Source organism: Pusillimonas noertemannii, assembly GCF_003096595.1.
Taxonomy (GTDB): domain Bacteria; phylum Pseudomonadota; class Gammaproteobacteria; order Burkholderiales; family Burkholderiaceae_B; genus Pusillimonas; species Pusillimonas noertemannii.
On record NZ_QEKO01000010.1, the window covers coordinates 49,738 to 76,281 of the forward strand.

Below are 26,544 nucleotides of genomic sequence, written 5' to 3' on the forward strand. Positions count from 1 at the left end.
CAAAAACGGCTCTACAACATGCCTCGCTTTTTTTCGGGCCTGCTCCCGAGCCGCGAAGGACAAGGCCTACGCGCTGCGGCCCCTACGCAGGCGCAGCACCGCATAGGCGAAGCCGCCTATTACCACGCCCCAGAAGGCCGAGCCCAGGCCCAGGTAGCTCATGTTCGAGGCCGTGGCCAGAAAGGTGATGATGGCGGCCTCGCGGTTTTCTTCGTCCTGTACCGTTCCTACAACATTGCTGGCGATCGCCCCCACCAGGGCCAGCCCCGCCAGCACGGCGATGAACTCCTTGGGCAGGGCCGTGAACAGCAGCACGATGGTGCCCGCAAAAAGCCCCCCTATCAGGTAGAACACGCCATTGGCGATGCCCGCCACATAGCGCTTGCCCGGATCTTCGTGCGCGTCCTTGCCGGTGCACAGGGCGGCGGTAATGGCGGCGATCACCACGTTGATGCCGCCGAATACGGCCACCACCACCGAAGCCATGCTGGTGGTAACCAGGAGCGGACGCGCCGGCGTGTCGTAGCCCGAGACCTTGAGTATGGCCATGCCGGGCAGGAACTGCCCCGTAAGGCTGACCAGCACCAGAGGCAGGGCCAGGCTCAGCGTGCTGTCCCAGGTCCAGTCGGGCATGATGAAGACCGGGGTGGCCCAGCGCAACTCGAGCGTGGATAGATTGGTATGGCCTGTAAGCACCGCCAGCGCAATGCCCACGAACAGCACCAGCACGATGCAGTAGCGCGGCCACAGGCGCCTGAAAACGATATACGCGGCTATCATGCCGAAGGCCAGCAAAGGCATGGTGGCAGCGGAACTGAAGGCGCCCAGGCCGAACTGGAACAATATGCCGGCCATCATGCCCGATGCGATGCCGCGCGGAATGGCCTTTATGATGCGGTCGAACCAGCCCGACACGCCGATGGCGAAGATGATGACCGCCGCGGTAATGTAGGCCGCCACCGCCTGGTTGACGCTGATGGACGGAAACAGCGTTACCAGCAGCGCCGTGCCCGGCGCCGACCAGGCGGTGACGATGGGGGTCTTGAGCTTCCAGCTGAGATAGATGCCGGTAATGGCCGGGCCGATGGAAATAGCCCAGATCCAGGAAGACAGCATCTCGTTCGAGACTCCGGCCACGGCGGCCGCCTGGAAGAAGATGACCGCCGGGCCGGCGTAGGCGATCAGTACAGCCAGGAAACCCGCCGTAATCGCGGATACGGACCAATCTCTGCTTAACACCAGTGCTTCCCCCGTTTTCATTCTTGGCGCCGCGCCTTTCCGATTCACGGGGCACGGTCCGGTGCATTGTAACCATGCTAAGGTGGCCCGGCGAAACCGCAATATAGTAAGCAAGGCAAACACCCGCAACACAGGATGGTCACATGACAAGCCACACACATTCACCCGCCGGCCCCTGGCAGGGGCGCCCCGTCGCGGGCTACCACTCCCATGTTTATTTCGATGCGTCCACGGTAGAGCAGGCCCGGATGCTCTGCCAAGAGGCCGAGCGCCGCTTTGGCGCCAAGATGGGCCGCGTGCACGAAAAGCCGGTAGGGCCTCACCCCGACTGGAGCTGCCAGCTTTCCTATCGGCCGCCGATACTGGCCGACCTGCTGCCGTGGCTGGCCATGAACCGCAAGGGCCTGGTCGTGTTCACCCATCCGGTCACGGGCAACGACCTCATCGACCACCGCGATTTCGCCATCTGGATGGGTGCCGTGCGCCCGCTCGACCTGTCGCGGCTTTCAGCCGACGAGCATTCGCTGGACAAATACGAGTTCTAGCGCTTCGGGCAGCCCGCCGGTCTGCGGGCTTTGCAGGCAATGCACGGCCCGCGCGATGCCCGTACGCGGCGACAATCGGCCTAGGGCTGGACCAGGCGCGAAGCAATGCCGAACAGCTGGCTGCGGAAGTTGATGCCCAGCTTGTCGTAGGCGCGGGCGCGGTAGGTTTTGACGGTGGCCACCGAAAGGCCCAGGTCGGCCGCAATGCCGTCGTAGGTGCGGCCCAGCAGCAGGCCCGCGCATACGTCGAGTTCGCGTCCGGTAAGGCGCGGGCACAATGCGGCAAGTTCGCGCGTAAGGGCGCCGATGTCGGGCCCCGGCGCCGGCCGTAGGCCCTGGGCCAGGCTGATGTGCTTGGTGACGCAGGCCGCCACCGATTTGGCCACCGATTGCAGGGCGTCTACATCAGACGATCCGAACATGGGCTGGCGCTCGAAACGGTAGAAGTTGGTGGCCAGCACCAGCCCCTGGTCGGCCTGGCACACCACCGACAGGCGATCTTGTATTCCGTGGCGCGAATAGATGGCTTCGCGGTGCGGCGGCGCAAAATGCGACTGATGGGCGTAGGTCATGGCCATGGCCCCGTGGCTCAGCAGCTGTTTGGCGCCGTCGAAGGTGTGGTCTTGCGCGTGCAGCCGCTTCTGGTAGCTGCGAAAGCAGTCGGCGCTGACGTCGTGCCCCGAACGGCTGGATGAAAGAAACATGCGGGGCGTTGCATGGACGTCGAGCTGGTAGACCGAAAAGAAGTCGACCTGAACCAGCTCGTTCAGGCCCGCGATGAGGCTGCGCCCGAAATCGGGCTCGCCCAGCGAATCGATGACATGGCTCATGAGCCCGTCGACCGGACGGGCGGCCGAGGCATGGGCGCTTGCTGCGTTGTCCAGGCTCCAGGCATTCATGGCGCGAACTCCTAAAAAGATACGGTGTATAGAACCGAACCGCGGTGGCGGCCCCTGTCGTCTTTTGAGTGGACAGACCCGGGCGCGGAGCCTTGTCATACTGCGACAAAGCCGTGGACTGGCTTGCTACCCGGCCCTGCACAGGCAGGCGGCGCGAGGCTTGTTCCAGCCCCCAACCACGGACCAACAACCTATAAGGATACAAGGAGACACCCACCATGAAAATCCGAAGTTTTCCCCGGCCCGCCACCGCGACCCGCCTGTGCGCCGCCCTCACGCTCTCGTTCGGCCTGGCGGCAGGCGCCAGCGCCGACGTTACCGTAGGCGTGATACTGTCCACCACCGGCCCGGCCACCTCTTTGGGCCAGCCGGCTGAAAACACCGTCAAGCTGTGGCCCGACAGCATCGCCGGCCAGAAGCTGAAGGTGATCATGCTGAACGATGCCAGCGACCCCACCGAGGCGTCCCGCCAGGCTGCCAAGCTCATCAACGAAGAAAAAGTCGACGTCATCGTCGGCTCGTCCGTCACGCCGCCCTCCATCGCCATTGTCGAAGTCGCCGGCAACTTGGCCACGCCGGTCATCGCCCTGGGCGGCGGCAACGCCATCATCGAGCCCCAGGAAGGCGCCCGCACCTGGGCCTTCAAGATGGCGGCCCCGGAAGCGATCTCGGTACAGCGCGCCCTTGAACACATGGCTGCCCACGGCGTCAAGAAGGCCGGCGCCATTGCGGTCTCGACCAGCTACGGCAACGGCTTCCTGAACGCCTTTACCGAACAGGCCAAGGACCACGGCATAGAAATCAGCGGGGTCGAACGCTATGGCGCGCAAGACCTGAGCGTCACCGCGCAGATATTGCGCCTGGTCGCGGCCAAGCCCGACGCCATCTACATCCTCAGCTTCGGCACGCCGGCCTTCCTGCCCCAGGCCGAACTGGTCAAGCGCGGCTACCAAGGCAAAATCTATCAGACCCATGGGGTGGCCAACGCCGACTTCCTGCGCGTGGGCGGCAAAGACGTGGAAGGCACTTTCCTGGCGGTTGCTCCCGTGCTGGTGGCCGAACAACTGCCCGAGGACGACCCCACCAAGAAGGCGGGCGTCGACTATGTGACCCAGTACGAAGGCAAATACGGCGCGGGCACGCGCTCGCTGTTCGGCTCCACCGCCTGGACCGCCCTGAACTGGCTGCAAGCCACGGTGCCTGTCGCGCTAAAGGAAGCCGAGCCGGGCACGCCGGAATTCCGTTCGGCCCTGCGCGACGCGCTTGAAAACATGAAGGAAGTCGTCAGCCCCGAAGGCGTCTTCAACATGAGCAAAGAGAACCACAACGGCATCGACAGCCGCGGCCAGGTGGTGGTGGAAATCAAGGACGGAAAATGGAAACTGGCGCAGTAAGCCATGAAAACGGGCGGTACTGGACACCGCCCGTCATCGACAGCCTGGACAGCATCCCGCGCATCGAGGCCCGCCCCTATGCGCGAAGCGTGCCCTTTGCATCGACCCTGGACCTGATCCTGCGCAACGCGCGGCAGTATCCCGACACGCCCGCCCTGCTCTTCCAGTCAGAGCCCGAGCCCGGGTCTGAACTGCTGGCGTGGCGCTACGACGAACTGGCCGACCAGATACTGCGTGCGGGCGCCCTGCTGCGCCATGCGGGGGTAAGCCGCGATGCGCCGGTGGCCGTCATCGCGCCCAACATTCCCTCTACCCATGTGGCGCTGTGGGGCGCACAGCTGGCCGGCTGCGTGTTCCCCATCAATTATCTCCTGGGCGCCGAACACATCGCCGGCCTGCTGCGCGCCGCCGACGTGCGCGTGATCGTCAGCCTGGGGCACAGCGAACAGCTCGCCATACAACAGACCACCCAAGAGGCCGTGCGCCTGGCGGGCGGCGAACGCCGGGTGTTCGAGATCGACCCCGACGAGGCCAAGCCCGCGCCCGGCTCGTTCCAGGCGCTGCTGCGCGCCACCGAGCCCCTGGCCGGCCTGGTGGATGAGATTTCGCCCGACACCACCGCCGCCATCTTCCACACCGGCGGCACCACGGGCCTGCCCAAGATACTGCGGCACAGCCACCGCAACGAGCTGCACACCAGTTGCATGGCCGCCGCCTACTACTGCTTTTCGCACGGCGACAGGCTGCTGAACGGCTTTCCGCTGTTTCATGTGGCGGGCGTGTTCGTCTACGGCCTGGCCGCCCTCGCGGTGGGCGGCACGATTTACGTGCCCACCCTGCTTGGCATGCGCAACCAGCGCTTCGTGGCGAACGCCTGGCAGCTGTTCAAAGAGCACGGCATCTCCCATCTGGGCTGCGTGCCCACCACGCTGGCCTCGCTGGCACAAAGCCATGAACAGGCCGGCGTGGATGGCAGTTGCGGCGTGCTCGCGGCCCTTACGGGCGGCTCTTCCCTGCCGGCCGAAATCGCCAGCCATTTCGAAGCGCGCACCGGCGTGCCCGTGCGCAATATATTCGGCATGACGGAATGCGCCGGCATCGTGGCCATCGAGCCCATGGCCCTGCCGCGCACGGCCGGCTCGGTCGGGCTGGCCCTGCCCTATACCGAGGTGCGGGCCCTGCCGCTGGACGAGGCCGACAAGCCGCGCCCCGACACCTTCTGCGCGCCCGGCCACGAAGGCGTACTGTGCCTGCGGGGGCCACATGTCAGCCCCGGCTACGTCGACGCCGCGCGCAACGCCGGCACCTTCACCGAGAATGGGTGGCTGATTTCCGGCGACCTGGGCTATGTCGACGAACAGGGCCGCATCTTCATCACCGGGCGCTCGAAAGACCTGATCATACGCAGCGGCCACAACATCGACCCGCAGGCCATCGAAGAAGCCTTCCTGGCCAACCCCGACGTGCTTGATTGCGCCGCGGTGGGCCAGCCCGACCGCTACGCCGGCGAGCTACCGGTGGTGTTCGTCACGCTCAAGTCGGAAGCGGCCTGCGACGCGCCGCAACTGCTGGCCAAGGCCACGCCCCGCATCCACGAGCGGCCGGCCGTGCCCAAGCAGGTGCATATCCTGAAGGCCATGCCCACCACGCCCGTGGGCAAGATCTTCAAGCCTGCCCTGCGGCGCATGGCGGCCCTGAACGTCGTGCGCGACACCCTGCGGCAGGCGGGCCTGCTGCAGCACTGCGAGGCGGAATTGCGCGACGAGCAGTCGTCGCGCTGCCTGATTGTCGTGCGCGACCAGGCTCAGGCAGCCGCCATCGAAAGCGCCCTGCGCGGCCTGCCCGTGCAATGCGACATAGAGGTGCGCTGAATATCTCTGGTGTGCCGGTGCCGCCAGGCTCGTCATGCCGGATGACGAGCCTGCCTTCGCCCCGTTGCGTGAATCAAGCGGCAATGACGGACAAACGGCCGCCCTTTGCACAAACCCGGCAAACGGGCGCGCCCATTACGTTTGCACGACATGTCAAAGAGTTGTCCGCAGAGTTGTTCACATAAATTGTGGACAACTCTGCCGCGCCACACCAGGCCGCCCTTCAATCACCAGGCCGCAACGGTAATGCCCGGGGCGTGCGGCCGCCTCGCTGGCTGCACCACGATCTCCACACATTGATCCAGCGACACCAGTGCTTGCATCATAGTCGCGCCCAGAAGAAAAACGCCCTTCGGGCGCGCGAAGCCGAGAATGGGGTTTCTCTGGTTCGCGCCCCCGAAGGGCGAGGAGCCGGGACAGGCGTTTAGGCGATGGCCTTTTCCTGGGCCGGTTCTTCTTCAGGCGCCGAGCTGCGGATGAGATGGTCGAAGGCGCTGAGGGCAGCCTTGGCCCCATCGCCCGCGGCGATGACGATCTGCTTGTACGGCACCGTGGTGGCGTCGCCGGCGGCAAATACACCGGGAACCGAGGTCTGGCCGCGCGCATCGATCTCGATCTCGCCGTAGCGCGACAGGTCTACCGTGCCCTTGAACCATTCGGTGTTGGGCACCAGGCCAATCTGCACGAAGACGCCTTCGAGTTCGACCTTGCGCGACTCGCCGCTGGGACGGTCGGTGTACGACAGGCCCGTGACCTTGCTGCCGTCGCCATGGATCTCGGTGGTTTGCGCCGACACGATGACCGTGACATTGGACAGGCTGCGCAGCTTGCGCTGCAGCACTTCGTCGGCCCGCAGGCTTTCGCCGAATTCGATCAGCGTAACGTGCTTGACCAGGCCGGCCAGGTCGATGGCCGCCTCGACGCCCGAGTTGCCGCCGCCGATGACCGCCACGTCTTTACCCTTGAACAGGGGGCCGTCGCAGTGCGGGCAATAGGCCACGCCGCGGTTGCGGTACTCTTTTTCGCCCGGCACGTTTATTTCGCGCCAGCGTGCGCCGGTGGCAAGAATAACCGTTTTGCCCTTGACCGAGCCGCCGTTGGCCAGCTTGATCTCGATCGACTTGCCCGGCACCAGGGCTTCGGCGCGCTGCAGGTTCATGATGTCCACCTCGTAGGCCTTGACGTGCTCTTCAAGCGCCACGGCAAACTTCGGCCCTTCGGTTTCCTTCACGGAAATGAAGTTCTCGATGGCCATGGTGTCGAGCACCTGGCCGCCGAAACGCTCGGCCAGCACGCCGGTGCGAATGCCCTTGCGCGCGGCGTACACCGCGGCCGCCGCGCCGGCGGGACCGCCGCCCACGATCAGCACGTCGAACTCTTCTTTGGCGCTGAGCTCTTCGGCCTTGCGGCTGCCCGAGTTGGTATCGAGCTTGGCGAGGATTTCTTCAACACCCGCGCGGCCCTGGCCGAATACTTCGCCGTTCATGTAGACCGTGGGTACCGACATGATCTGTCGCTCGTCGACTTCGCTCTGGAACAGCGCGCCGTCGATCGCCACGTGGCGAATGCGCGGGTTGATGATGGACATGGCGTTGAGCGCCTGCACCACATCGGGGCAGTTCTGGCACGACAGCGAGAAATAGGTCTCGAACTGGTAGTCGCCGTCGAGATTGCGGATCTGCTCGATGACCGCTTCGTCGAGCTTGATCGGATGCCCGCCCACTTGCAGCAGTGCAAGCACGAGCGAGGTAAATTCGTGGCCCATGGGTATGCCCGCGAAGCGGACGCTGATGTCGGTACCCGGGCGGTTGATGCTGAACGAAGGCTTGCGCTGGGAATCGTCGCTTTGCTCGACAAGCGTGATGCGCTCGGAGAGGGAATCGATTTCCTGCAGCAGTTCGCGCAGCTCTTGGGATTTTGCCCCCTCGTCAAGAGAGGCAACAATCTCGATGGGTTGCGACACTTTTTCCAGATAGGACTTCAACTGGGTCTTGAGATTGGCATCTAACATTATATTTTTACTCTCATGAAGGTTGGGTTCAGGAAGCCGCGGCGACCGGGCTCGTAGCCCGGAAACCGCCGCTTCGAATGGAATCGCCTTGTGGGCGTTGCTTAATGCAGCTTACGCGGGGCGATGCTTAGATCTTGCCGACCAGGTCCAGCGAAGGAGTCAGGGTCTTGGCGCCTTCTTCCCATTTGGCGGGGCAGACTTCGCCGGGGTGGGCGGCGATGTACTGGGCTGCCTTGACCTTGCGCAACAGCTCGGAGGCGACACGGCCGATGCCGTTGTCATGGATTTCAAGAACCTTGATCTCGCCTTCGGGGTTGATGACGAAAGTGCCACGCAGCGCAATGCCTTCTTCTTCGATCAGGACTTCGAAGTTGCGGGCCAGCTGGTGGGTGGGGTCGGCCAGCATGGGATAGGTGACCTTGCCGATGGCCTCGGAAGTGTCATGCCATGCCTTGTGCGAGAAATGGGTGTCGGTGGAGACGCTGTAGACTTCGACGCCCAGCTTCTGGAATTCGGCGTATTGCTCGGCCAGGTCTTCCAGTTCGGTGGGGCACACGAAAGTGAAGTCGGCCGGATAGAAGACCAGCACCGACCATTTGCCTTTCAGCGTTTCTTCGGTAACGTCGACGAACTTGCCGTTGTGGTACGCGGTAGCTTTGAAAGGTTTGATTTGGGTATTAATCAAGGACATGTTTTGTCTTCCTTTGTGGTTGATAAATGGGTTAGTGAAGCCAGTATAGGCAACGGGGTATGATTTGTAAAATTGATTGATTCAATTGTGCCGGTTGATTTTTACTATCGCACATCTCTTACCCGCCAGGATCGCCCCAGCCCAACCCCTCCCGCTTTTTCGGGGACGATGCCAGCAGCTTGAAGAGGATATCCCAGCAAAGTTCGTTCCATGTTACAGCCTGAAAGCCGGCGTGCAGGCGCAATAAACATGTAATCTTCGCCCGCCATACTTTCGCGGTTTGGGTCGAACCACCAAGGCAGGCAATGCAGCGCTTTCTTACACTGAAGAACGGATTCATTATTTTCTTGCTGGTGCTGGGGCTGTGCTGTGCGCTGGCCTTCAGCGCCCTGCGCAACGTGGCGGACAGCATCCAGCACCTGCAGCAGACCGAAAGCAAGCGCCTGCGGGCCACCGAACTGGCCGCGCTGTACAAAGATTATGCCCAGGCCCTTACGCGTCATGCAATGGCCTTCGTCTCGAGCGAGCAGCCCGAGTTCGAAGAGGCCTACTTCCATGTCGCCGACCTGCTGCACGGCAAGGCGGCCGACCCCAGCGGCGACAGCACGCCGCTGATAGAGCGTTTTCGCCGGGCCGACTTCACCGCCGCCGAAATGGAAACCGTGGAATCGGCCTTCGCCGCCACCCAGGCCCTGGCCCAGCAGGAAATCAAGGCCATCAATACGGCCAAGGGCCTGGAAGACGACGGAGCCGGCGGACTGAAGGTGGCCCTGCCCCAGCCTCTCTTGGCCAAAGTGCTGCTGTTCGGCCAGCAATACATAGGCCCAGCCGCCCAGTTGTCGCGGCAAATCGATGATTTCAACGCCATGCAGTCCAGTCGCTATGCGGCCGAGATGGACGCGGCGCGCGCCTTTAGCGAACGCGCCATGCGCATCGCCACGGCAACCCTGCTTGCCCTGCTGCTGTGCAGCGCCGCCGCGCTCTTCCTGCTGTACCGCTTTGTGCGCCGGCCGCTCAACCAGGGGGTGCGGCTGGCGCAACTGCTGGCGCAAGGCGACCTGACGGCCACCGCGCCCACCCTGCGGCGCGACGAGATGGGGCAACTGCTGGGCGCGCTCAACGGCATCGGCCGAGGCATACAGGGCGTGGTCGGCCAGGTGCGCGAGCGCACGCTGCAGGTGGCGGCGGCTTCACACGAGATCTCTCGCGGCAATGAAGACCTCTCCCAGCGCACCGACGAGCAGGCCGCCAGCCTGCAGCAGTCGTCGGCGGCCATGGAGCAGCTGGCCGCCGCAGTGCGCCTCAATGCCGACAATGCCCACGAGGCCATGCAGCGGGTGGCCCATGCCTCGACCCGCGCGGCCCATGGCAGTGCGCAAATGCAGAAGGCGGCGCGTACCATGAGCCTGCTGCGCCAGGATTCGGGACAGATGGCCGACATCGTGGCCACCATCGAAGGCATCGCCATGCGCACCAACATCCTGGCCCTGAACGCCGCCATCGAGGCCGCCCGCGCCGGTGCCCATGGACGCGGCTTCGCCGTGGTGGCCAACGAGGTGCGCAGCCTGGCGCTGCGCAGCGCCACGGCCTCAAAGGAAATCGAGGCGCTCATCCGGCAATCCCTGAACCACGTTGACCAGAGCGGCAAGCTGGTCGATGAGGCCGTTACCGCCGTGGACGAAACCGTGTCCTGCGTGGCGCTGGCCAAGGACCGCATGGAAGAAATCAGCGCGGCTTCCAAGGAGCAGTCGCAGGGCATACACCAGGTGACGGTCGCCGTGGCCCAGATGGACGTCATTACCCAGCAAAACGCCCGGCTGGTGCATGAGGCCGCCCAGGCCGCGCTGCGGCAGATCGAGCAGACCCAGGGCTTGCAGGAAGTGATCGCGCGCTTCGTCATGCCCGATGACGCCGGGCCGGAGCACGAATGCGAGCCCCTCGAAGACGACCCGGAAGGGTTCGGCCATCTTGCCGGCGGACGAGATGCGGGCTTGACAATGCCTTCGCCCGACGATGAAGGCGTCGTCCTCGCCTCGCGCTTTTTCCCGGACAACCCGCCGGGTGGCGGCCGCCCGACGCCTTCCCTGCCCTGGCTGGCCAGCCGGACAGCCGCCTGATAACGATTTCCGCTGGGCTTTCGCCGCCGCCTCGCCCGCGGCTACGGTAAAATGGCGTGTTAAGCCAAATACACGCATCAAACCAGGAAAGCACATGGAAGCCGAACGCCAGAACCAGCTCATCGCCCGCATCGAAGACTACGCGGAGCGCGAGGCGGCGCTACGGGGGTATCTTTGACTACGCAGGCAAATCTGAACGCCTGCACGTCGTCAACGCCGAGCTCGAAAGCCCCGACGTCTGGAACGACCCTCAACGCGCCCAAGAGCTGGGCCGCGAAAAGAAAAGCCTCGACAACATCGTTGGTTCGCTGACCCACATAGGCAGCGCCCTGTCCGAAGCACGCGAGCTCTTCGAGCTGGCGGCCGAAGACGATGACGACGCCACGCTGGCCGCCATAGAACAAGACTGCGAAAAACTGGGCGCGCAGCTCGAAGAGCTCGAGTTCCGCCGCATGTTCAACAACCCGGCCGACCCGCTCAACTGCTTCATGGACATCCAGGCCGGCGCCGGCGGCACCGAGGCGCAAGACTGGGCGTCCATGCTGCTGCGCCAGTACCTGCGCTATTGCGAAAACAAGGACTTCAAGACCGAAGTGCTCGAAGAGTCGCCCGGCGACGTGGCCGGCATCAAGTCGGCCACCATCAAGATCGAGGGCGACCACGCCTTCGGCTTCCTGCGCACCGAAACCGGCGTGCACCGCCTGGTGCGCAAAAGCCCGTTCGATTCATCCAATGGGCGCCACACCTCGTTTGCCAGCGTCTTCGTCTATCCCGAAATCGACGATTCCATCGAAATCGAGGTCAATCCGGCCGATCTTCGCGTAGACACCTACCGCGCCAGCGGCGCCGGCGGCCAGCACATCAATAAAACCGATTCCGCCGTGCGCATCACGCACGTTCCCAGCGGCATCGTCGTGCAATGCCAGAACGACCGCTCGCAGCACCGCAACCGCGCCGAAGCCATGCAAATGCTCAAGTCGCGGCTCTACGAGATGGAAATGCGCGAGCGCATGGCCGAGCAGCAGAAAATGGAAGACGCCAAGACCGACGTGGGCTGGGGCCACCAGATCCGCTCGTACGTGCTGGACCAGAGCCGCATCAAAGACCTGCGCACCAACGTCGAAATCTCCAATACGCAAAAAGTGCTGGACGGCGACCTGGATCCCTTCATCCAGGCCAGCCTGAAACAGGGGGTGTAGGCCACCCCCGCAGCCCGGCCGGGCATCCGTGCGTTCGAAGTTTCGCGCTGCATGCGAACATGACGGATGCCCAGGCGCCCGACCGGCGCCGCACTTTTTGCCATAATGCTTTACGGCGCCCCATATCCTGAACCCCATACATCGACATGACTGAACCAACCCCCGCCACCGCCACCGACGAAAACCACCTTATCGCCGAGCGGCGCGGCAAGCTGGCGCGGCTGCGCGAAGAAGGCGTGGCCTTTCCCAACGACTTCAAGCCCGACAGCAAGGCCGCCGAGCTGCACGCCAAATACGGCGAGCAGGACAAAGACGCCTTGGCCGAGCTGGGTGCCCCCGCCAAGGTGGCCGGCCGCATGATGCTCAAGCGCGTCATGGGCAAGGCCAGCTTCGCCACGCTGCAAGACGGCTCGGGCCGCATACAGATCTACCTCGACAAAAGTGCCCTGGGCGAAGAAGCCTACGCGCGCTTCAAAACGTGGGACATCGGCGATATCGTCGCGGTGGAAGGCAAGGTGTTCAAGACCAACAAGGGCGAGCTTTCGGTGCAGGCCTCGCAGGTGCGCCTGCTGACCAAGTCGCTGCGCCCCCTGCCCGACAAGTTCCATGGGGTTTCCGACCAGGAACTGCGCTACCGCCAGCGCTACGTCGACCTCGTCATGACCGAAGAAACCCGGCGCACCTTCGTGGCCCGCAGCAAGGCCATAGGCGGCATACGCCAGTTCATGCTCGAGGCGGGGTTTCTCGAAGTTGAAACGCCCATGCTGCACCCCATTCCCGGCGGCGCAGCGGCCAAGCCCTTCGTCACCCATCACAATGCGCTCGACATGGAGATGTTCCTGCGCATCGCCCCCGAGCTCTACCTGAAGCGGCTGATCGTGGGCGGCTTCGAACGCGTGTTCGAGCTGAACCGCAACTTCCGCAATGAAGGCGTCAGTCCGCGGCACAACCCCGAATTCACCATGATGGAGTTCTACGCCGCTTACACCGACTACCAGTGGCTGATGGAATTCACCGAATCGCTGATACGGCAGGCCGCCGTGGCCGCCACCGGCAGCGCGCGGCTCAATTACCAGGGCAAAGAGCTCGACCTGGGCCAGCCCTTCGACCGCCTTACCATCGTCCAGGCCATACTCAAGTATGCGCCCGGCTATACCGAAGACCAGCTTCAGGACGAAGCCTTCCTGCGCGCCGAGCTGCGCAAGAAGGGTGTCGACATCAACGGCCCCACCCTGGCGCGCGCCGGCATCGGCGCCCTGCAGCTGGCTCTGTTCGAAGAAACCGCCGAAGCCCTGCTGTGGAACCCCACCTTCATCATCGACTATCCGGTCGAGGTCTCGCCCCTGGCCCGCGCGTCGGATACCGAACCCGGCATCACCGAACGCTTCGAGCTGTTCATGACCGGGCGCGAGATCGCCAACGGCTTTTCCGAGCTTAACGACGCCGAAGACCAGGCCGCCCGCTTCCTGGCCCAGGTGCAGGCCAAGGACGCCGGCGACGAAGAAGCCATGTACTACGACGCCGACTACATCCGCGCCCTGGAATACGGCATGCCCCCCACGGGCGGCTGCGGCATCGGCATCGACCGCCTGGTCATGCTGCTGACCGACAGCGCCAGCATCCGCGACGTCATCCTCTTCCCGCACCTGCGCCGCGAAGACTGACCCTCGGTACGAAAAAGGGCCTGCAAGCAATATCACGTAATTTCTCTGCTCAACTGCACAGATGGAATATGGATTTTGTAATTACTTGGTATATACTAAGTACGTACATTGAACAGGCACGCTCATGAACGCAAAAACCGTTTTCACCATGAAGCTCGAGCCCCAATTGCGTGACGAATTCATGGCTGAGGCTGCGGCAGCCGACCGGCCCGCCTCTCAGGTCGTGCGTGAACTCATGCGCAACTATATTGACGAGCGCCGCCATGCGCGTGAATACGAGGCCTATCTGCGCCTCAAGGTCACCGGTGCGCGGGCCGACAAAACCGCCGGGCGCAGCTATTCGAACGACGAAATAGAGGCTGAATTTTCGGCCATCCGCAAAAAACTGTCGCCATAGGCCAAAATGTGAAAGTCCGCTGGACAGCCTCCGCGCGACAAGACCGTCTTGATATCTGCGCTTACATTGCAGAAGACAACCGCCGCGCGGCATTGCGTATGGACAAACTTTTCAGCGCCGCGGCCGCGAAGCTGGCCGAGCATCCTCGTCTGGGGAAGCCCGGCCAGGTGCCCGACACCCGTGAACTGATACCTCACGAAAGCTATCGCCTGGTATACGAAATCGATAACGACACCGTATGGGTGCTTGCCCTGGTGCATACCGCCCGCCTGTGGCCAAGGCTGTCTGAGTAACCACGTTGCCCGTATACACAACGGCGCTGTCGCGCCGGCTGAAAGCAAAGCAATAAGGGCCTGCAAGCAGACGCTTGCAGGCCCTTATTGCTTTGCTTGCTTCGGCCACACGATGAACCGTTTTACTAACCTCGACCCGTGGTAGACGACCGGGGTCATCGCATCGGCCGCCAGGCCGGGGCATGCGCCCCGGCCCTTGCTCCCCCTTAGAAGCGGGCGCGCAGGTACAGCTGGCCGCTGTGGTCGGTGTTGTCGTTGCCGTACTGGCCGCTGTAGCCCAGGCCCATGGCCGTGTTGCGGCCCACGGACATCTCCACGCCCAGGTCGAACACCGCCGCGTTCTTGGCAATGGGCGCACCGGCCACATTGAACGCCGCACCGCCGCCCTGCACGAACGACACACTGCGGCCCGGGTCCACATCACCCGAGGCATGGCGCCAGCCCAGGCCGGCAAACAGATGCGCCGGGTTCGAACCCACGTTCAGCGCCGTCTTGCCCCGCAGGCCCAGCGTGAAGGTCGTGACGTCGTCCTTCTGGCTGTCGGCGCTCAGCGCCGCCGCACCACCCTCTTCGGTAAAGCCGCGTGCCTTCTGGCTGAGCCAGGCCAGGCCCACATACGGCTCGACCACGCTGCGCTCGCCCACCGGCATCGCATAGCCCAGCTCGGTAAAGAGCTGCGTGGTGTGCGCGCTGTAGTCGGCCTTGAGCGTCTGGTTGCCGCCCACGTTCACGCTGCGGCGCGTGTCGATGCTGTGGTGGCTGTAGGCCGCGCCGGCCAGGAAGTTCAGCTTGCCGCTGCCCTGATCCCAGCTGTTGCCGCCGTACAGCGCGGCCGTGAAGGTGCCCACGTCGGAACGCGAATCGCGGTCGTCGACCTTGACGCGCCCATCGGTGTAGCCCAGGGCACCGCCCACGCGCCAGCCCGAACCCACGTCGGTGTCGCCGCCGATGAACAGGCCCGCCGTATTGGTCTTGACCTTGGCCGCGTTGCCGTCGCTGTCAAGCGTGTTCCAGTTGCCCACCACCTGGGCCCACAGCGGATAGGCCGCCGAGGTCGGCATGGAGCCGGCCACGGCACCGCCGGCCTGGGCCGTGGGTGCGCCGGGCTGCATGCCCGCGCCCAGGTTGCCGCGCATGCGGGCGCTGAGCGTGCGCGAGACCAGGCTGCTGGTTTGCAGCAGGGCCGCCTGCGTGCTGCCGTGCAGTTCGCCCGACAGCTGGTTCAGGGCGTCTTTGCGGGCGTCGGGCTGCATGAACATAACAGCGTCGGCCGAGGCGTTCTGGCCCGCCACCGACAGTGCGCCGTCCAGCGTGGCGCTCTGGTTGGAGCTGAGACCGGTGCGATCGATGGCATCGCCGTCCACCGACAGGCTCACCTTGACGTCGTTGGCGCCGAACTTGGCCGGGTCGAGCTTGACCAGCGTGCCGGCAAAAGTGTCGTCAAGCGCTTCGCTGGCAAACTTGTTGCCGGCCACCGCACTGATGCCGTCCGCCTTGCCGGTCTTCACGATGGTGTAGTCGTGATACAGCTTGTAGCCGCCGTTGCCATTCTCTTGGCTGACCTTCAGGTCGATGCCGGTAAGATCGGCATTGCCCGACGTGATGGTGACCAGGTCGGAAAGGCCCGCCGAGTTCACTTCAGCCACGTAGGTGCCGGTGAAGCTTCCCATCGAGCCGTAGGTTTGCGAGCCGATGGAGTTGCCAGGCGCGAACGTACCGCCGCTGCCCGAAAGCGAACCCGCGACATTCAGGTTGCCGCCCAGTGTGGAGCCCGCTCCAACGACCGCATTGCCGCCGACATTGATGGGGTTGTTCATGGAGCCGCCGCCGATGGACGAACCGCCGCCCAGGTTGACGTCGCCGCCGATGCTGGACGACCCGGTTTGGCTGAAGCTGAAGGAAGCCCCACCCTGGCCCGACACCCCGCCGCCGATGTTCGTGTCGCCATTGAAGCTAAAATCGGATCCGCCGGCACCTGCGACGCTTCCACCGATGCTGGTGGTACTGTTGAACGCGAAGCTTGAACCCGCACCACCGACGACTGAACCGCCGATGGTTGCAGGGCCTTGGATCGAGGTGGAGGTGCCGTCCTGGCCATTGAGGTCGTTGCCGATGGTGGTGGGGCCGTTGAAGGACACGTCCCTGCCTACCGATACACTACCGCCGATGTTCGTGGTGCCGTTGAAGTTTTGCGTTCCGCTACCGGTGCCATCGATTGCGACGTCCTCGCCTTCTCCGGTGGTGAAATCGTCCATGTCATCGTCACCGTCGACAACAGAGGTGCCCTTATCGATGAAAATACCGGCCCAAATTGCACCGTCCTGAACGTTGACGGTTGTGAAAGTATCCGCGCGGGCGACCAGATTGCCATCGGCGTCGTAGTTGCGTATGTTGCCCGACGCGTGGGAACCATTTTGCAAGGTCAAGTTGACAACGCCGTCGGAACCGTCGGTCTTGCGTTGAACATACAGCAAGTTGCCGTTGCCGCTAGAAACTGTGGAGTTGGCTCCGAGCGTTATGTTCTGCGTTTGCCCTGCCGTCGTAAACGTGGAATGGAAGGCATCGCCCGCAGCGGCTACCGTGGTGCCGGTAAGCGTCGCCGTACCGCTGTTCACGAAGTCAATACCATTACCCTGCAGCGAGGCGATGCGTGTGCCGTTGCTTGCGGTAAGGGTCGAGCCATTCTCGACTGAAGCACCCACCGCGCCGGCGCCCTGCACTTCCAGTTGGGTATTGTTGAGGTTGATCGTGCCGGACGTGGAAGTAGCGCCTATAAGCGCACCCGCAAGCGCGCCCACGCTGTCGCGCCCCATGGTGGTGATGGACGCATTATTGACGTTGACCACACCATTGCCCACGCCTGCGGCACCACCGGCAGCGACGATGCCGTTGCCGCTTTCATGCGGGCTGTTGGGGTTCGGGTCGCCATGAACCAGAATGGTGCCGCCGTTGATCGTGGTAACACCGCCCTGATATGCCCAGATCGCGTCGCCGACCTGGCCGTGGGTGGTGATATCGACGTTGTTGGTGGTTACTGTAGAGCCAGCACCCGAAGCATAAACGCCATAGGCCATGAAGCCATTCGTGGTAACAGAACCCCCGGTCAACTCAACATTGCCACCGCCGATGGCATGGGCGCCATAGGCCCTTTGCCCTTCGGTCAGGATGGTGACGTCAGTAAGGTCGGCGGAAGAGCCTGCGCCCTTGACATATACCGCGTAAGCGCGCGAGCCGTCGCCATCTTGCGTCTCTTTGCCCGTCGTATTGTGCGTGGTAATGGATCCACCGATCATGCTGACCGAGCTACCAACGTTAGGGGTTTGCACCGAACCCGGCGTTTGCCCTGCACTGGTTTCCCCAACCGAGATCCCGCGAGCATGTATGCCCGACGTTTCGATATCAACGTTGGTCAGATCGACCTGGCCCCCGTTGTAGGCGACAACCCCGTACGATTGATCCTTGTCGGTAGTGACCGTCAAATCCGAGGCGCTGATTGTCGACCCGTTGTTCTGCGCAAACAAGCCATAAGACTCAAGGCCGGTCGTGGTCACAGACCCGCCATTCAGTTCAATGGAAGGCTTGTCGGTGCTATCGCCGGTAGTTGTAAAATTACTGAATGCATGAACGGCGTTGGACTTTCCGCCAGAAGTGGATATTTCGACCTCTCGCCCGGTAATGGAAGCGCTCTTGGTTGCCAGCAAGCCCCGCCCGTAAACCTCGTTATTGGCGCTTACGCTACCACCTGTTAGATCGACGGTGGTGCCCAGCCCATCTGCCCAGATGACGTTGGAGAGGCTACCAGTGCCTAGCCCGTCAGCCTCAACAATGAACTGGGTGTCGTTGGCGGTAAGAGATGCTCCACCTGCGACATGGACAGTGCTGGCGTTGTTATTCGAAACTACTACGGTTTTCACAATGCCGTTCGTCAGAGACACAGTCCCACTATTCGACGCGGCTATGCCACGCTTGTTTCCGGTGACGTTGGTGTCAGTTAGAGTAGCAGTACTACCGCTACCCTCCACGACAAGTCCACCCTGCGTCACGTTACCGCTATCAGCAGTGGCAATAATGCTCGAGTTGCCTGCTACGAGCTTACCACCAGCCAGAATGTGCGCGCCGTGCGTTTTCCCTGTTACTTGGGCGTTAGTCAAGGTGGCAATAGAAGGTGTGGCACCGCTGTCACTGCCATCTACGACTAGGCCTTTGGCATTTAATGACTTAAGAGTCGAACCGTCGACTTCAAGCTGACTACCAAAACGAACACGAGCTGCATCGCTGTTTTGCGACGTGACACTGGCCCCCCCCTCAATCCTAATGTTGCCTGCACTAGGATTGGTGCCACCTTCGGTATCGCCCGCTAGCAAGCCCACGACAGTTGAGCCCGAAGCCTCGACGATTGTGCCATTAAGAAGAACAGAACCTCTACCTCCGGGCTTTATTCCTCCGCTGCTATCGAATCCTGTATAAGCGCGGACACCTGCCGCCCCGTTGCCGCCACTCACGGTAATCGAACCGCCAATTAATTCAACCTGGCCGCCATCTCCGGCCTCGACCCCATAGGTATATTTACCGGGTCCGCCGGTTACAGTGATGGCAACGTCGTCGCTGCCCGTTACGAAGCCTTGGTTCTCAGCCTGTATGCCGTTGTTGTATTCACCGGTCGTAGTAATAGAACCACCATTGATCTCCACTATGCTGCCGAGCCCGTTAGCAACCACCCCGTGGTTTCCCCAACGGGTAGCATCGGCAGACTCTGTAATCACATCCACATCATTGAGCGTTACATGTGATCCCACTTCCGAGCCAACGGCATTGACCGCACCAACTGCACGGAGCCTGTGTCCGATCGCTTTGACCTCTCCGCCAGTCAAAGTGAACGTAGCACTCTCGCCCTTTACCACCCAGCCATAATCCCCACTACTAACAATGCGTGAATCAAAAAACTTGTCACCGTTTTCCCATGTGGGAGGAGTACAACCTGTCGCAGCGCATTTCAAAGTATTTACTGTATCTGTTTGGGCTACGCCTACCCCATAAACCCCCATCAACGCCGCGCTTAGCGCCGTGACCCTCAACAATCTCGCCTGCCGATTTGCCTGCCTCATAGCTACTCCCATCCTCAACAAGTTGCGGCGCCGAAAAAACCCAAACTTTTGAATAGCGCCAGTTTTTGCCCGTTATTCCGATTTCAAGGTTTCTAAAAGCAACAGTTAATCACAAAGACGTAAAAATAAAACCTAAATGTCGGTAAAAAGTCGTAAGGGTTTACCCGATAACAATTCCGTATAAAAGATCCCCCCGCGGCAAATCCCTGCAATCTTCCCGCAGCGAAACTGGCATTTTTCTGCCATGTAAATGACACGATGCAGTCATACGCGGGTGGCTTAATACACGTCATGCATACGTCATACGATCCCGCGGCGCTGGACGCCGAAAGCGAGACCCGGCGCTACCGCACGATCTGGATTTCGGACGTGCACCTGGGTACGGCAGGCTGCAAGGCCGAGCACCTGCTGGATTTTCTGCGCCGCCACGATGCGCAGACGCTTTATCTGGTGGGCGACATCGTCGACGGCTGGCGATTGAAAAAGCGCTGGAACTGGCCGCAGTCACACAACGACGTGGTGCAGAAGCTGTTGCGCAAGGTGCGCAAGGGCACGCGTGTGATCTACATACCGGGCAACCACGACGAGTTCGCCCGGCTGTATGACCAGAACTTCTTCGGCGGCATCGAGGTGCGGCTGGAGGCGGAACACCACACGGCGGACGGGCGCCGGCTATGGGTGACGCACGGCGACCAGTACGACGGGGTGATTCTTTACGCCAAATGGCTGGCCTACCTGGGCGACCAGCTATACACGCTAATCCTGATGCTGAACCACTGGTTCAACCGTGCCCGCAATCGCCTGGGGCTGGGATACTGGTCGCTGTCGCAGTACCTGAAGCACAAGGTGAAGGACGCGGTGGCCTTTATCTCGGCCTATGAGCAGGTCATTGTCAACGAGGCTCGCAAACGCGGCTACGATGGCGTGGTGTGCGGCCACATACACAAGGCCGAGCTGCGCGAGGTGGACGGCATTCTGTACTGCAATGACGGCGACTGGGTGGAAAGCCTGACGGCGCTGGTCGAGCATGACGACGGCCGGCTTGAACTGATCGACTGGAGCCTTGGGGGCCTGCGCACATGAAAGTGCTGATTGTCACCGATGCCTGGAAGCCGCAGGTGAACGGCGTGGTCTTTACGCTGGAGCAGACCTGCCTGGAGCTTGCCCGCATGGGCCATCAGGTGGAAGTCGTGCAGCCGGGCCTGTTTCGCTCGGTGCCCTGCCCCACCTATCCGGAGATCCGGCTTTCGGTGCCGCCGCCGGGCAAGCTTGGGAAATTGATCCGCGGGCATGCGCCCGACGCGCTGCACATTGCCACCGAAGGGCCATTGGGCATGGCGGCGCGCCGCCATGCACTGCGCCTGGGAATACCCTTTACCACCGCCTATCACACGCGCTTTCCGGAATATCTGCATGCGCGCTTCCGGCTTCCGCTGGGCATCAGCTATCGCTGGATGAAATGGTTTCACGGCGCCGCCGCGCGGACCATGGTGCCCACGACCGGCGTGCGCGACGACCTGCTGGCGCATGGCTTCGAGCCGGCTCGGGTTGTGGTGTGGGCGCGCGGGGTCGACCTGGAGATGTTCAGGCCCGAGGCGGTGGAAGCGCACGCACACAACTCGCCGGCAAAGGACGGCAAGCCACCGGTATTTCTGTACGCAGGCCGCGTGGCGGTGGAAAAGAACCTGGACGCTTTCCTGGGCCTGGACCTGCCCGGCGAAAAATGGGTGGTGGGCGGTGGCCCGGCGCTGGAAACAATGAAAAAGCGCTACCCCGACGTGCGCTATTTCGGCCCCCTGCCTCATGAGGAACTGGCCGGCTACTACCGCAGGGCTGATGTATTTGTTTTTCCCAGCCTGACCGATACGTTCGGGCTGGTATTGCTGGAGGCCATGGCCTGCGGCTGCCCGGTGGCGTCGCTGCCGGCGCGGTCAACCCAAGAGGTGCTGGCCGATTCCGGCGCCGGCGTGGTCGACAGCGACCTGCGCCAGGCCTGCCTGCGGGCGCTTTCCATACCGCGCCACGTGCCGGCCGATCATGCGAAGAAGTTTTCGTGGCAGGCCACCACAAGAACCTTTTTCAGGCATCTTCAGCCCATCAGCGCTGATAGGCCGCATTCCGCTTCCTGAGCCTGCTTCTACTGCTCGTCTATCCAGGTCATCTGGATGGCTTCCAGAATGCGCTCGCCGCAGCGGTCGCGGCTGTCGTCAAAGCCGGGCAGCGCCATGACCCATTCGATCAGGTCTGTGAAACGCAACTGGGCGGGGTCGACGTCGGGATGGGCCTCTTGCAGGGCCTCGACGATCTCGTAGGTGTCGGTCCAGCGCATCAGTGGTTTTCCTTGGCGTGGTTGATGGTGTAGCGGGGAATCTCGATGGTGAGGTCCTGGTCGGCCACCACGGCCTGGCAGGAAAGCCTCGAGTTCGGCTCGAGCCCCCAGGCGCGGTCAAGGTAGTCTTCTTCGTTGTCGGTGGCCTCTTCAAGCGAGTCGAAGCCCTGGCGCACGATTACGTGGCAGGTGGTACAGGCGCAGGAAAGCTCGCAGGCGTGCTCGATCTCGACCTCGTTGTCGAGCAAAATGCGGCAAATGGAAGTGCCCACAGGGGCGTCTTCGATAACGGCCCCTTGGGGACAGATGTCGGGGTGAGGCAGAACGGTAATCTTGGGCATGTTGGTATGGGGGCCTGTAAATACTGGAAGCGCAGCCGCTGCGGGCCTATTTATTTTCTGGACACTTCGTCCAGGGTCTTGCCCGACAGCGCCGCGCGTATGCTGCGGTCCATGCGCCGCGCGGCGAAAGAATCGGTGGCCGCGGCCAGGTCTTCACGCGTCTTGCGCAAGGTGTCGACGTCGTCCATGGCCAGTACGCGGCCCGCGCGTTTCAGCAGGCCGGCGATGGCTTGGCTTTCTTCGGCGGTAAGCAGGTCTGCATCGCCGGCCAGGGCGGCGTTCACAGACTCGACCAGCTGGCGCAGTTCGACCTGCTGTTCGCGCAGGGCGCGGGCGTGGGCGTCGCTGCCGGCGTTGTCCATGCCGGCCGCCAGCATCTGCGCTACCTCGTCGTCTGAAAGGCCGTACGAAGGCTTGACGGAAACCGACGCCTCGACGCCGGTACTGTCTTCGCGGGCGCTTACGTGCAGCAGGCCGTCGGCATCTACCTGGAAGGTAACGCGGATGCGCGCGGCGCCCGCCACCATGGGCGGAATGCCCCGCAGCTCGAAACGCGCCAGCGAACGGCAATCGGCCACCAGTTCGCGCTCGCCCTGCACCGCATGGATGCTCATGGCCGTCTGGCCGTCTTTGAAAGTGGTGAATTCTTGCGCGCGCGCCACGGGTATGGTGCTGTTGCGCGGAATTACGCGCTCTACCAGGCCGCCCATGGTTTCAAGACCCAGCGAAAGCGGGGTGACGTCAAGCAGCAGCCAATCGTCGTCGGGGCCGCGATTGCCCGCCAGCAGATTGGCCTGCAGCGCGGCGCCCAGGGCCACCACGCGGTCGGGATCGAGGTCGGTAAGCGGTTCGGCGCCGAACAAACGGGCCACTTCGCTGCGCACCAGGGGCATGCGCGTTGCGCCGCCCACCATGACCACGCCCTTGATCTGCTCGCGCTCGAGCCCGGCGTCGCGCAAGGCGCGCGTTGCCGCATTGAGCGTGCGCTGCACCAGGGGCTGGGCCCAGCTCTCGAAATCGGCGCGTTCGAGCAAGCCTTGAACCCGCGAGCCGTCGGACAAATCGACCTGGAACGGCACCTGTTCGGCGTCGGACAAGGCCTCGCGGGCCGCACGGGCCGCCACGTGCAAGGCGCGCAAATCGCCCTTGCCCAGGGCCTGAAGCCGCTCTGCGGGCACCAGCCGCGAAACAATGAGCGCGTCGAAGTCGTCGCCGCCCAGCTGCGTGTCGCCGCCCGTGGCTACCACTTCGAATACGCCCTTGGTAAGACGCAAAATGGAGATGTCGAAGGTGCCGCCGCCCAGGTCGTAGACGGCATAGATGCCTTCGGCCGCGTGGTCCAGCCCATAGGCAATGGCGGCGGCGGTAGGTTCGTTGAGCAGGCGCAGCACCGTCAGCCCCGCAAGCCGGCCCGCGTCGCGCGTGGCCTGCCGTTGGGCGTCGTCGAAATAGGCGGGCACGGTAATCACGGCGCCCACCAGGTCGCCGCCCAGCACGCCCTCGGCGCGCTCGCGCAGCACCGAAAGAATGTGGCTCGAGACCTCGACCGGCGAAAACCCGCCCTGCACGGTCTGAAGCCGCACGCCCTCAGCCTGTTCGGAAAACTCGTAGGCGGCGCCCTCGCGCCGGGCTTCTTCCAGTGAACGACCGATAAGGCGCTTGACCGAGGCGATGGTGTTGAGCGTGTCGGACGCCTGCCGGGCACGGGCTTCGTAGCCCACCTGCCTGCCCCCGTCGGCCAGGTAGCGCACGACCGAAGGCAGCAGCACGCGGCCTTCGGCATCGGACAATACTTCGGGAACACTGCTGCGCACGGCGGCCACCAGGGAATGGGTGGTGCCCAGGTCTATGCCCACCGCCAGTTTGCGCTGGTGGGGAACCGGCGATTCGCCCGGCTCGGAAATTTGCAGTAATGCCATAAGGATTCAGTGACGTCGATCGCGCAGTTCGTTGCGCAGGGACTGGGTTTCAGCAAGCAGCTTTTCGATGAACATCCATTCGCGCACCTTGGCCGCGGCGCCATCGTAATCGTGTTGCTGGTCGATTAGATCGGCCACGAGCGCCTGGATGTCGCGGCGGCTGGCCTCGATGCTGTCGTCAAGCGCCTGCGCCTGCTCGAGGCTTGCGGCCTGCCTGGCCTCGTCGAGCTGCTCGCGCCATTCCATCTGGCGCATCAGGAACTGGCCGTCCATGCGGGTGTTGTTTTCGGTTTGCAGGTCGCAGCCCGCCTTCTCGCACAGATAGCGCGCGCGGGCAATGGGAGACTTCAGGATGCGGTAGGCGTCATTGATGGTGGACGCCCATTGCATCGCGACCCGGCGTTCAGCCGGGCCGGCGGTGGCGTAGCGGTCGGGGTGCACCTGGGCGGCCAGGCGGCGCCAGCTTGCATCGAGGGTATCGCTGTCAAGGGCAAACTGCGAAGGCAAACCGAACAGTTGAAAATAGTCTTCGCTTGCCACGCTACACCGTGAAGGACTCGCCGCAGCCGCAGGTGGCTTTCTCGTTGGGGTTGGTGAACTTGAACCCCTCGTTGAGGCCTTCGCGTCCATAGTCGAGCTGGGTGCCCTCGAGGTAGGCCAGGCTTTTGGGGTCGACAAACACCTTGACCCCGAAGTTTTCGAAGACGTGGTCTTGCGGATCGGGCTCGTCGACGTACTCGAGCTTGTAGGCCATGCCGGAGCAGCCGGTGGTGCGAACGCCCAAACGCAGACCCAGCCCCTTGCCCCGTTTTTCAAGGTAGCGGCCGATGTGTTCCGCTGCGGTCTGAGTAAGCGTGATAGCCATATGCGTTATTCCTGGTGCTTGTCTTTGTAGTTCTGGACCGCCGCCTTGATGGCGTCTTCGGCCAGAATCGAACAGTGGATCTTGACGGGCGGCAATGCCAGTTCTTCGGCGATTTGCGTGTTGCGGATTTCAAGTGCCTGGTCAAGCGTTTTGCCCTTGACCCACTCGGTAACCAGCGAACTGGACGCGATGGCCGAACCGCAGCCGTAGGTCTTGAAGCGCGCGTCTTCGATGACGCCGGCGTTGTTGACCTTGATCTGCAGCTTCATGACGTCGCCACAGGCCGGCGCGCCGACCATGCCGGTGCCCACGCTTTCGTCGGATTTATCGAATGCACCGACGTTGCGGGGGTTTTCGTAGTGGTCGAGTACTTTGTCGCTGTAAGCCATGGATTGGGCTCCTTCCTTTATATATTAATGTGCCGCCCATTGGACAGAGTTCAAGTCGATGCCCTCTTGGGCCATTTCCCACAAGGGGGACATGTCGCGCAATTTGCTTACGCGGTCGACCACCAGCTTGATCGCGAAATCGATTTCTTGCTCGGTGGTGAAACGCCCCAGGGTGAAACGGATGGAGCTGTGCGCCAGTTCGTCGTTGCGGCCCAACGCGCGCAGCACATACGAGGGCTCGAGGCTGGCCGAAGTACAGGCCGAACCGCTGGACACGGCAAGCTCTTTGATGGCCATGATGAGCGATTCGCCCTCGACATAGTTGAAGCTGATGTTGAGGTTGTGCGGCACGCGCTGCACCATATCGCCATTGACATAGACTTCGTCGAGCTGCGAAAGGCCCTTGTAGAGCCGGTCGCGCAGGCCGCGGATGCGTTCGTTTTCGGTTGCCATCTCAAGCCGGGCAAGGCGGAAGGCCTCGCCCATGCCCACGATTTGATGGGTGGGCAAGGTGCCCGAGCGGAAACCGCGCTCGTGGCCGCCGCCATGCATCTGGGCTTCGATGCGCACGCGGGGCTTGCGCCGCACGTACAGCGCGCCGATGCCCTTGGGGCCATAGACCTTGTGCGCCGAGAAGGACATGAGGTCGACCTTGAGGGCCTGCAGGTCGATTTCGACCTTGCCCGCGCCCTGGGTGGCGTCGACGTGGAAGATAATGCCTTTGTCGCGGCAGATTTCGCCCAGCGCGGCAATGTCTTGGATGACGCCGACTTCGTTGTTGACGTGCATCACCGAGGCCAGGATGGTGTCGGGACGCAGCGCCGCCTTGAAGGCTTCGATGTCGACCAGGCCGTTTTCTTGCACGTCGAGGTAGCTTACCTCGAAGCCCTGGCGCTCGAGTTCGCGGCAGGGGTCAAGCACTGCCTTGTGTTCGGTTTTGACCGTGATGATGTGCTTGCCGCGGCCGGAATAGAAATGCGCAGCGCCCTTGATGGCCAGGTTGTCGGATTCGGTGGCCCCGGAAGTCCAGATGATTTCGCGCGGGTCGGCATTGACCAGCTGCGCGACTTCAGAGCGGGCCTGCTCGACGGCTTCTTCGGCGTCCCAGCCATAGGCATGGCTGCGCGAGGCGGGGTTGCCGAAGTTCTCATACAGCCACGGCACCATTTTTTCGACCACGCGGGGATCGACCGGCGTGGTGGCCGAGTAATCCAGATAGACCGGTCGTGAAGGGGAAGACATCAAGCGAGCTCCTAATGCGATATATGCCCTGCCG

General features: G+C 62.8%; 22 protein-coding genes and 1 pseudogene. 10 read left to right on the forward strand and 13 right to left on the reverse strand.

Annotated features, from left to right (window positions below):
* Positions 1 to 66: 66 nt before the first annotated feature.
* Positions 67 to 1,260, reverse strand: a complete 1,194-nt coding sequence (locus C7440_RS18790; protein ID WP_116519537.1) for a benzoate/H(+) symporter BenE family transporter — start codon at positions 1,258 to 1,260, stop codon at positions 67 to 69.
* Between the two features lie 122 nt (positions 1,261 to 1,382).
* On the opposite strand from C7440_RS18790, the gene C7440_RS18795 reads away from it, so the two are divergent.
* Positions 1,383 to 1,784 (forward strand): DOPA 4,5-dioxygenase family protein, encoded by a 402-nt coding sequence (locus C7440_RS18795; RefSeq protein ID WP_116519538.1) that lies wholly within the window; start codon positions 1,383 to 1,385, stop codon positions 1,782 to 1,784.
* An 80-nt stretch (positions 1,785 to 1,864) separates the two neighbouring features.
* Here the strand turns inward: C7440_RS18795 and C7440_RS18800 are convergent, their stop codons facing one another.
* Positions 1,865 to 2,683 carry a helix-turn-helix transcriptional regulator gene (locus tag C7440_RS18800; RefSeq protein WP_116519539.1) on the reverse strand — a complete coding sequence of 273 codons (819 nt, stop codon included), beginning with the start codon at positions 2,681 to 2,683 and terminating at the stop codon, positions 1,865 to 1,867.
* 218 nt (positions 2,684 to 2,901) lie between these two features.
* On the opposite strand from C7440_RS18800, the gene C7440_RS18805 reads away from it, so the two are divergent.
* Both C7440_RS18805 and C7440_RS18810 read left to right on the forward strand, forming a co-directional pair.
* On the forward strand, positions 2,902 to 4,077 hold the full coding sequence (locus tag C7440_RS18805) for an ABC transporter substrate-binding protein (RefSeq protein WP_116519540.1): 1,176 nt from the start codon (positions 2,902 to 2,904) through the stop codon (positions 4,075 to 4,077).
* The gene (locus tag C7440_RS18810) at positions 4,059 to 5,948 is read left to right on the forward strand and encodes an AMP-binding protein (protein ID WP_116519541.1); all 1,890 of its coding nucleotides are present in this window, start codon (positions 4,059 to 4,061) and stop codon (positions 5,946 to 5,948) included. The genes C7440_RS18805 and C7440_RS18810 overlap by 19 nt, the downstream gene beginning before the upstream one ends.
* A gap of 227 nt (positions 5,949 to 6,175) precedes the next feature.
* Here the strand turns inward: C7440_RS18810 and C7440_RS20140 are convergent.
* From C7440_RS20140 to ahpC, 3 genes and pseudogenes are all read right to left on the reverse strand, one after another.
* A pseudogene (locus C7440_RS20140) lies at positions 6,176 to 6,274 on the reverse strand (XRE family transcriptional regulator); the annotation flags it as partial.
* A gap of 98 nt (positions 6,275 to 6,372) precedes the next feature.
* Positions 6,373 to 7,959, reverse strand: coding sequence for an alkyl hydroperoxide reductase subunit F (gene ahpF, locus C7440_RS18820; protein WP_116519542.1), 1,587 nt, complete (start codon positions 7,957 to 7,959; stop codon positions 6,373 to 6,375).
* 127 nt (positions 7,960 to 8,086) lie between these two features.
* A complete protein-coding gene (gene ahpC / locus C7440_RS18825) occupies positions 8,087 to 8,650 on the reverse strand; it encodes an alkyl hydroperoxide reductase subunit C (protein WP_116519543.1) in 564 nt (187 codons plus the stop codon).
* Positions 8,651 to 8,955: 305 nt separating this feature from the next.
* On the opposite strand from ahpC, the gene C7440_RS18830 reads away from it, so the two are divergent.
* The 5 genes from C7440_RS18830 to C7440_RS18850 all read left to right on the forward strand — a co-directional run bounded on the left by C7440_RS18830 (position 8,956) and on the right by C7440_RS18850 (position 14,320).
* Positions 8,956 to 10,767, forward strand: a complete 1,812-nt coding sequence (locus C7440_RS18830) for a methyl-accepting chemotaxis protein (protein WP_116519544.1) — start codon at positions 8,956 to 8,958, stop codon at positions 10,765 to 10,767.
* A 94-nt stretch (positions 10,768 to 10,861) separates the two neighbouring features.
* Positions 10,862 to 11,966, forward strand: a protein-coding gene (prfB, locus tag C7440_RS18835; protein ID WP_116519545.1) for a peptide chain release factor 2 whose coding sequence is annotated in 2 segments (ribosomal slippage) — positions 10,862 to 10,942 and positions 10,944 to 11,966 — 1,104 coding nt in all. Because the reading frame shifts where the segments join, the coding sequence is not laid out codon by codon here.
* Between the two features lie 146 nt (positions 11,967 to 12,112).
* A complete protein-coding gene (gene lysS, locus C7440_RS18840) occupies positions 12,113 to 13,630 on the forward strand; it encodes a lysine--tRNA ligase (protein WP_116519546.1) in 1,518 nt (505 codons plus the stop codon).
* Positions 13,631 to 13,754: 124 nt separating this feature from the next.
* A complete protein-coding gene (locus tag C7440_RS18845; protein WP_116519547.1) occupies positions 13,755 to 14,027 on the forward strand; it encodes an antitoxin of toxin-antitoxin stability system in 273 nt (90 codons plus the stop codon).
* A gap of 8 nt (positions 14,028 to 14,035) precedes the next feature.
* A complete protein-coding gene (locus tag C7440_RS18850) occupies positions 14,036 to 14,320 on the forward strand; it encodes a type II toxin-antitoxin system RelE/ParE family toxin (RefSeq protein WP_116519548.1) in 285 nt (94 codons plus the stop codon).
* 206 nt (positions 14,321 to 14,526) lie between these two features.
* On the opposite strand, the gene C7440_RS18855 is transcribed toward C7440_RS18850, so the two are convergent.
* Positions 14,527 to 18,234: an autotransporter outer membrane beta-barrel domain-containing protein gene (locus tag C7440_RS18855; RefSeq protein ID WP_165832646.1), complete on the reverse strand. Its 3,708-nt coding sequence runs from the start codon at positions 18,232 to 18,234 to the stop codon at positions 14,527 to 14,529.
* A 1,482-nt stretch (positions 18,235 to 19,716) separates the two neighbouring features.
* Here C7440_RS18855 and C7440_RS18860 point away from each other — a divergent pair.
* Complete coding sequence (locus C7440_RS18860; protein ID WP_116519550.1) at positions 19,717 to 20,508, forward strand: UDP-2,3-diacylglucosamine diphosphatase; 792 nt, start codon at positions 19,717 to 19,719, stop codon at positions 20,506 to 20,508.
* Positions 20,505 to 21,554, forward strand: coding sequence for a glycosyltransferase family 4 protein (locus C7440_RS18865; protein ID WP_116519551.1), 1,050 nt, complete (start codon positions 20,505 to 20,507; stop codon positions 21,552 to 21,554). The genes C7440_RS18860 and C7440_RS18865 overlap by 4 nt, the downstream gene beginning before the upstream one ends.
* Before the next feature lie 8 nt (positions 21,555 to 21,562).
* Here C7440_RS18865 and iscX read toward each other — a convergent pair whose 3' ends face one another.
* Genes iscX through C7440_RS18900 form a run of 7 tightly spaced genes read right to left on the reverse strand, consistent with a single transcriptional unit; the run spans position 21,563 to position 26,510 of the window.
* Entirely contained in the window at positions 21,563 to 21,754 is a 192-nt protein-coding gene (iscX, locus tag C7440_RS18870) for a Fe-S cluster assembly protein IscX (protein WP_017525153.1), read from the reverse strand.
* Positions 21,754 to 22,095 (reverse strand): ISC system 2Fe-2S type ferredoxin, encoded by a 342-nt coding sequence (gene fdx, locus C7440_RS18875; protein WP_116519552.1) that lies wholly within the window; start codon positions 22,093 to 22,095, stop codon positions 21,754 to 21,756. The genes iscX and fdx overlap by 1 nt, the downstream gene beginning before the upstream one ends.
* Before the next feature lie 50 nt (positions 22,096 to 22,145).
* The gene (gene hscA / locus C7440_RS18880) at positions 22,146 to 24,014 is read right to left on the reverse strand and encodes a Fe-S protein assembly chaperone HscA (protein WP_116519553.1); all 1,869 of its coding nucleotides are present in this window, start codon (positions 24,012 to 24,014) and stop codon (positions 22,146 to 22,148) included.
* A 6-nt stretch (positions 24,015 to 24,020) separates the two neighbouring features.
* Positions 24,021 to 24,554 (reverse strand): Fe-S protein assembly co-chaperone HscB, encoded by a 534-nt coding sequence (gene hscB, locus C7440_RS18885; RefSeq protein ID WP_116519554.1) that lies wholly within the window; start codon positions 24,552 to 24,554, stop codon positions 24,021 to 24,023.
* Position 24,555: 1 nt separating this feature from the next.
* A complete protein-coding gene (iscA, locus tag C7440_RS18890; protein WP_017525149.1) occupies positions 24,556 to 24,879 on the reverse strand; it encodes an iron-sulfur cluster assembly protein IscA in 324 nt (107 codons plus the stop codon).
* A gap of 5 nt (positions 24,880 to 24,884) precedes the next feature.
* Positions 24,885 to 25,268: a Fe-S cluster assembly scaffold IscU gene (gene iscU / locus C7440_RS18895; RefSeq protein WP_017525148.1), complete on the reverse strand. Its 384-nt coding sequence runs from the start codon at positions 25,266 to 25,268 to the stop codon at positions 24,885 to 24,887.
* Between the two features lie 24 nt (positions 25,269 to 25,292).
* Entirely contained in the window at positions 25,293 to 26,510 is a 1,218-nt protein-coding gene (locus C7440_RS18900; RefSeq protein ID WP_116519555.1) for an IscS subfamily cysteine desulfurase, read from the reverse strand.
* Positions 26,511 to 26,544: the final 34 nt, after the last annotated feature.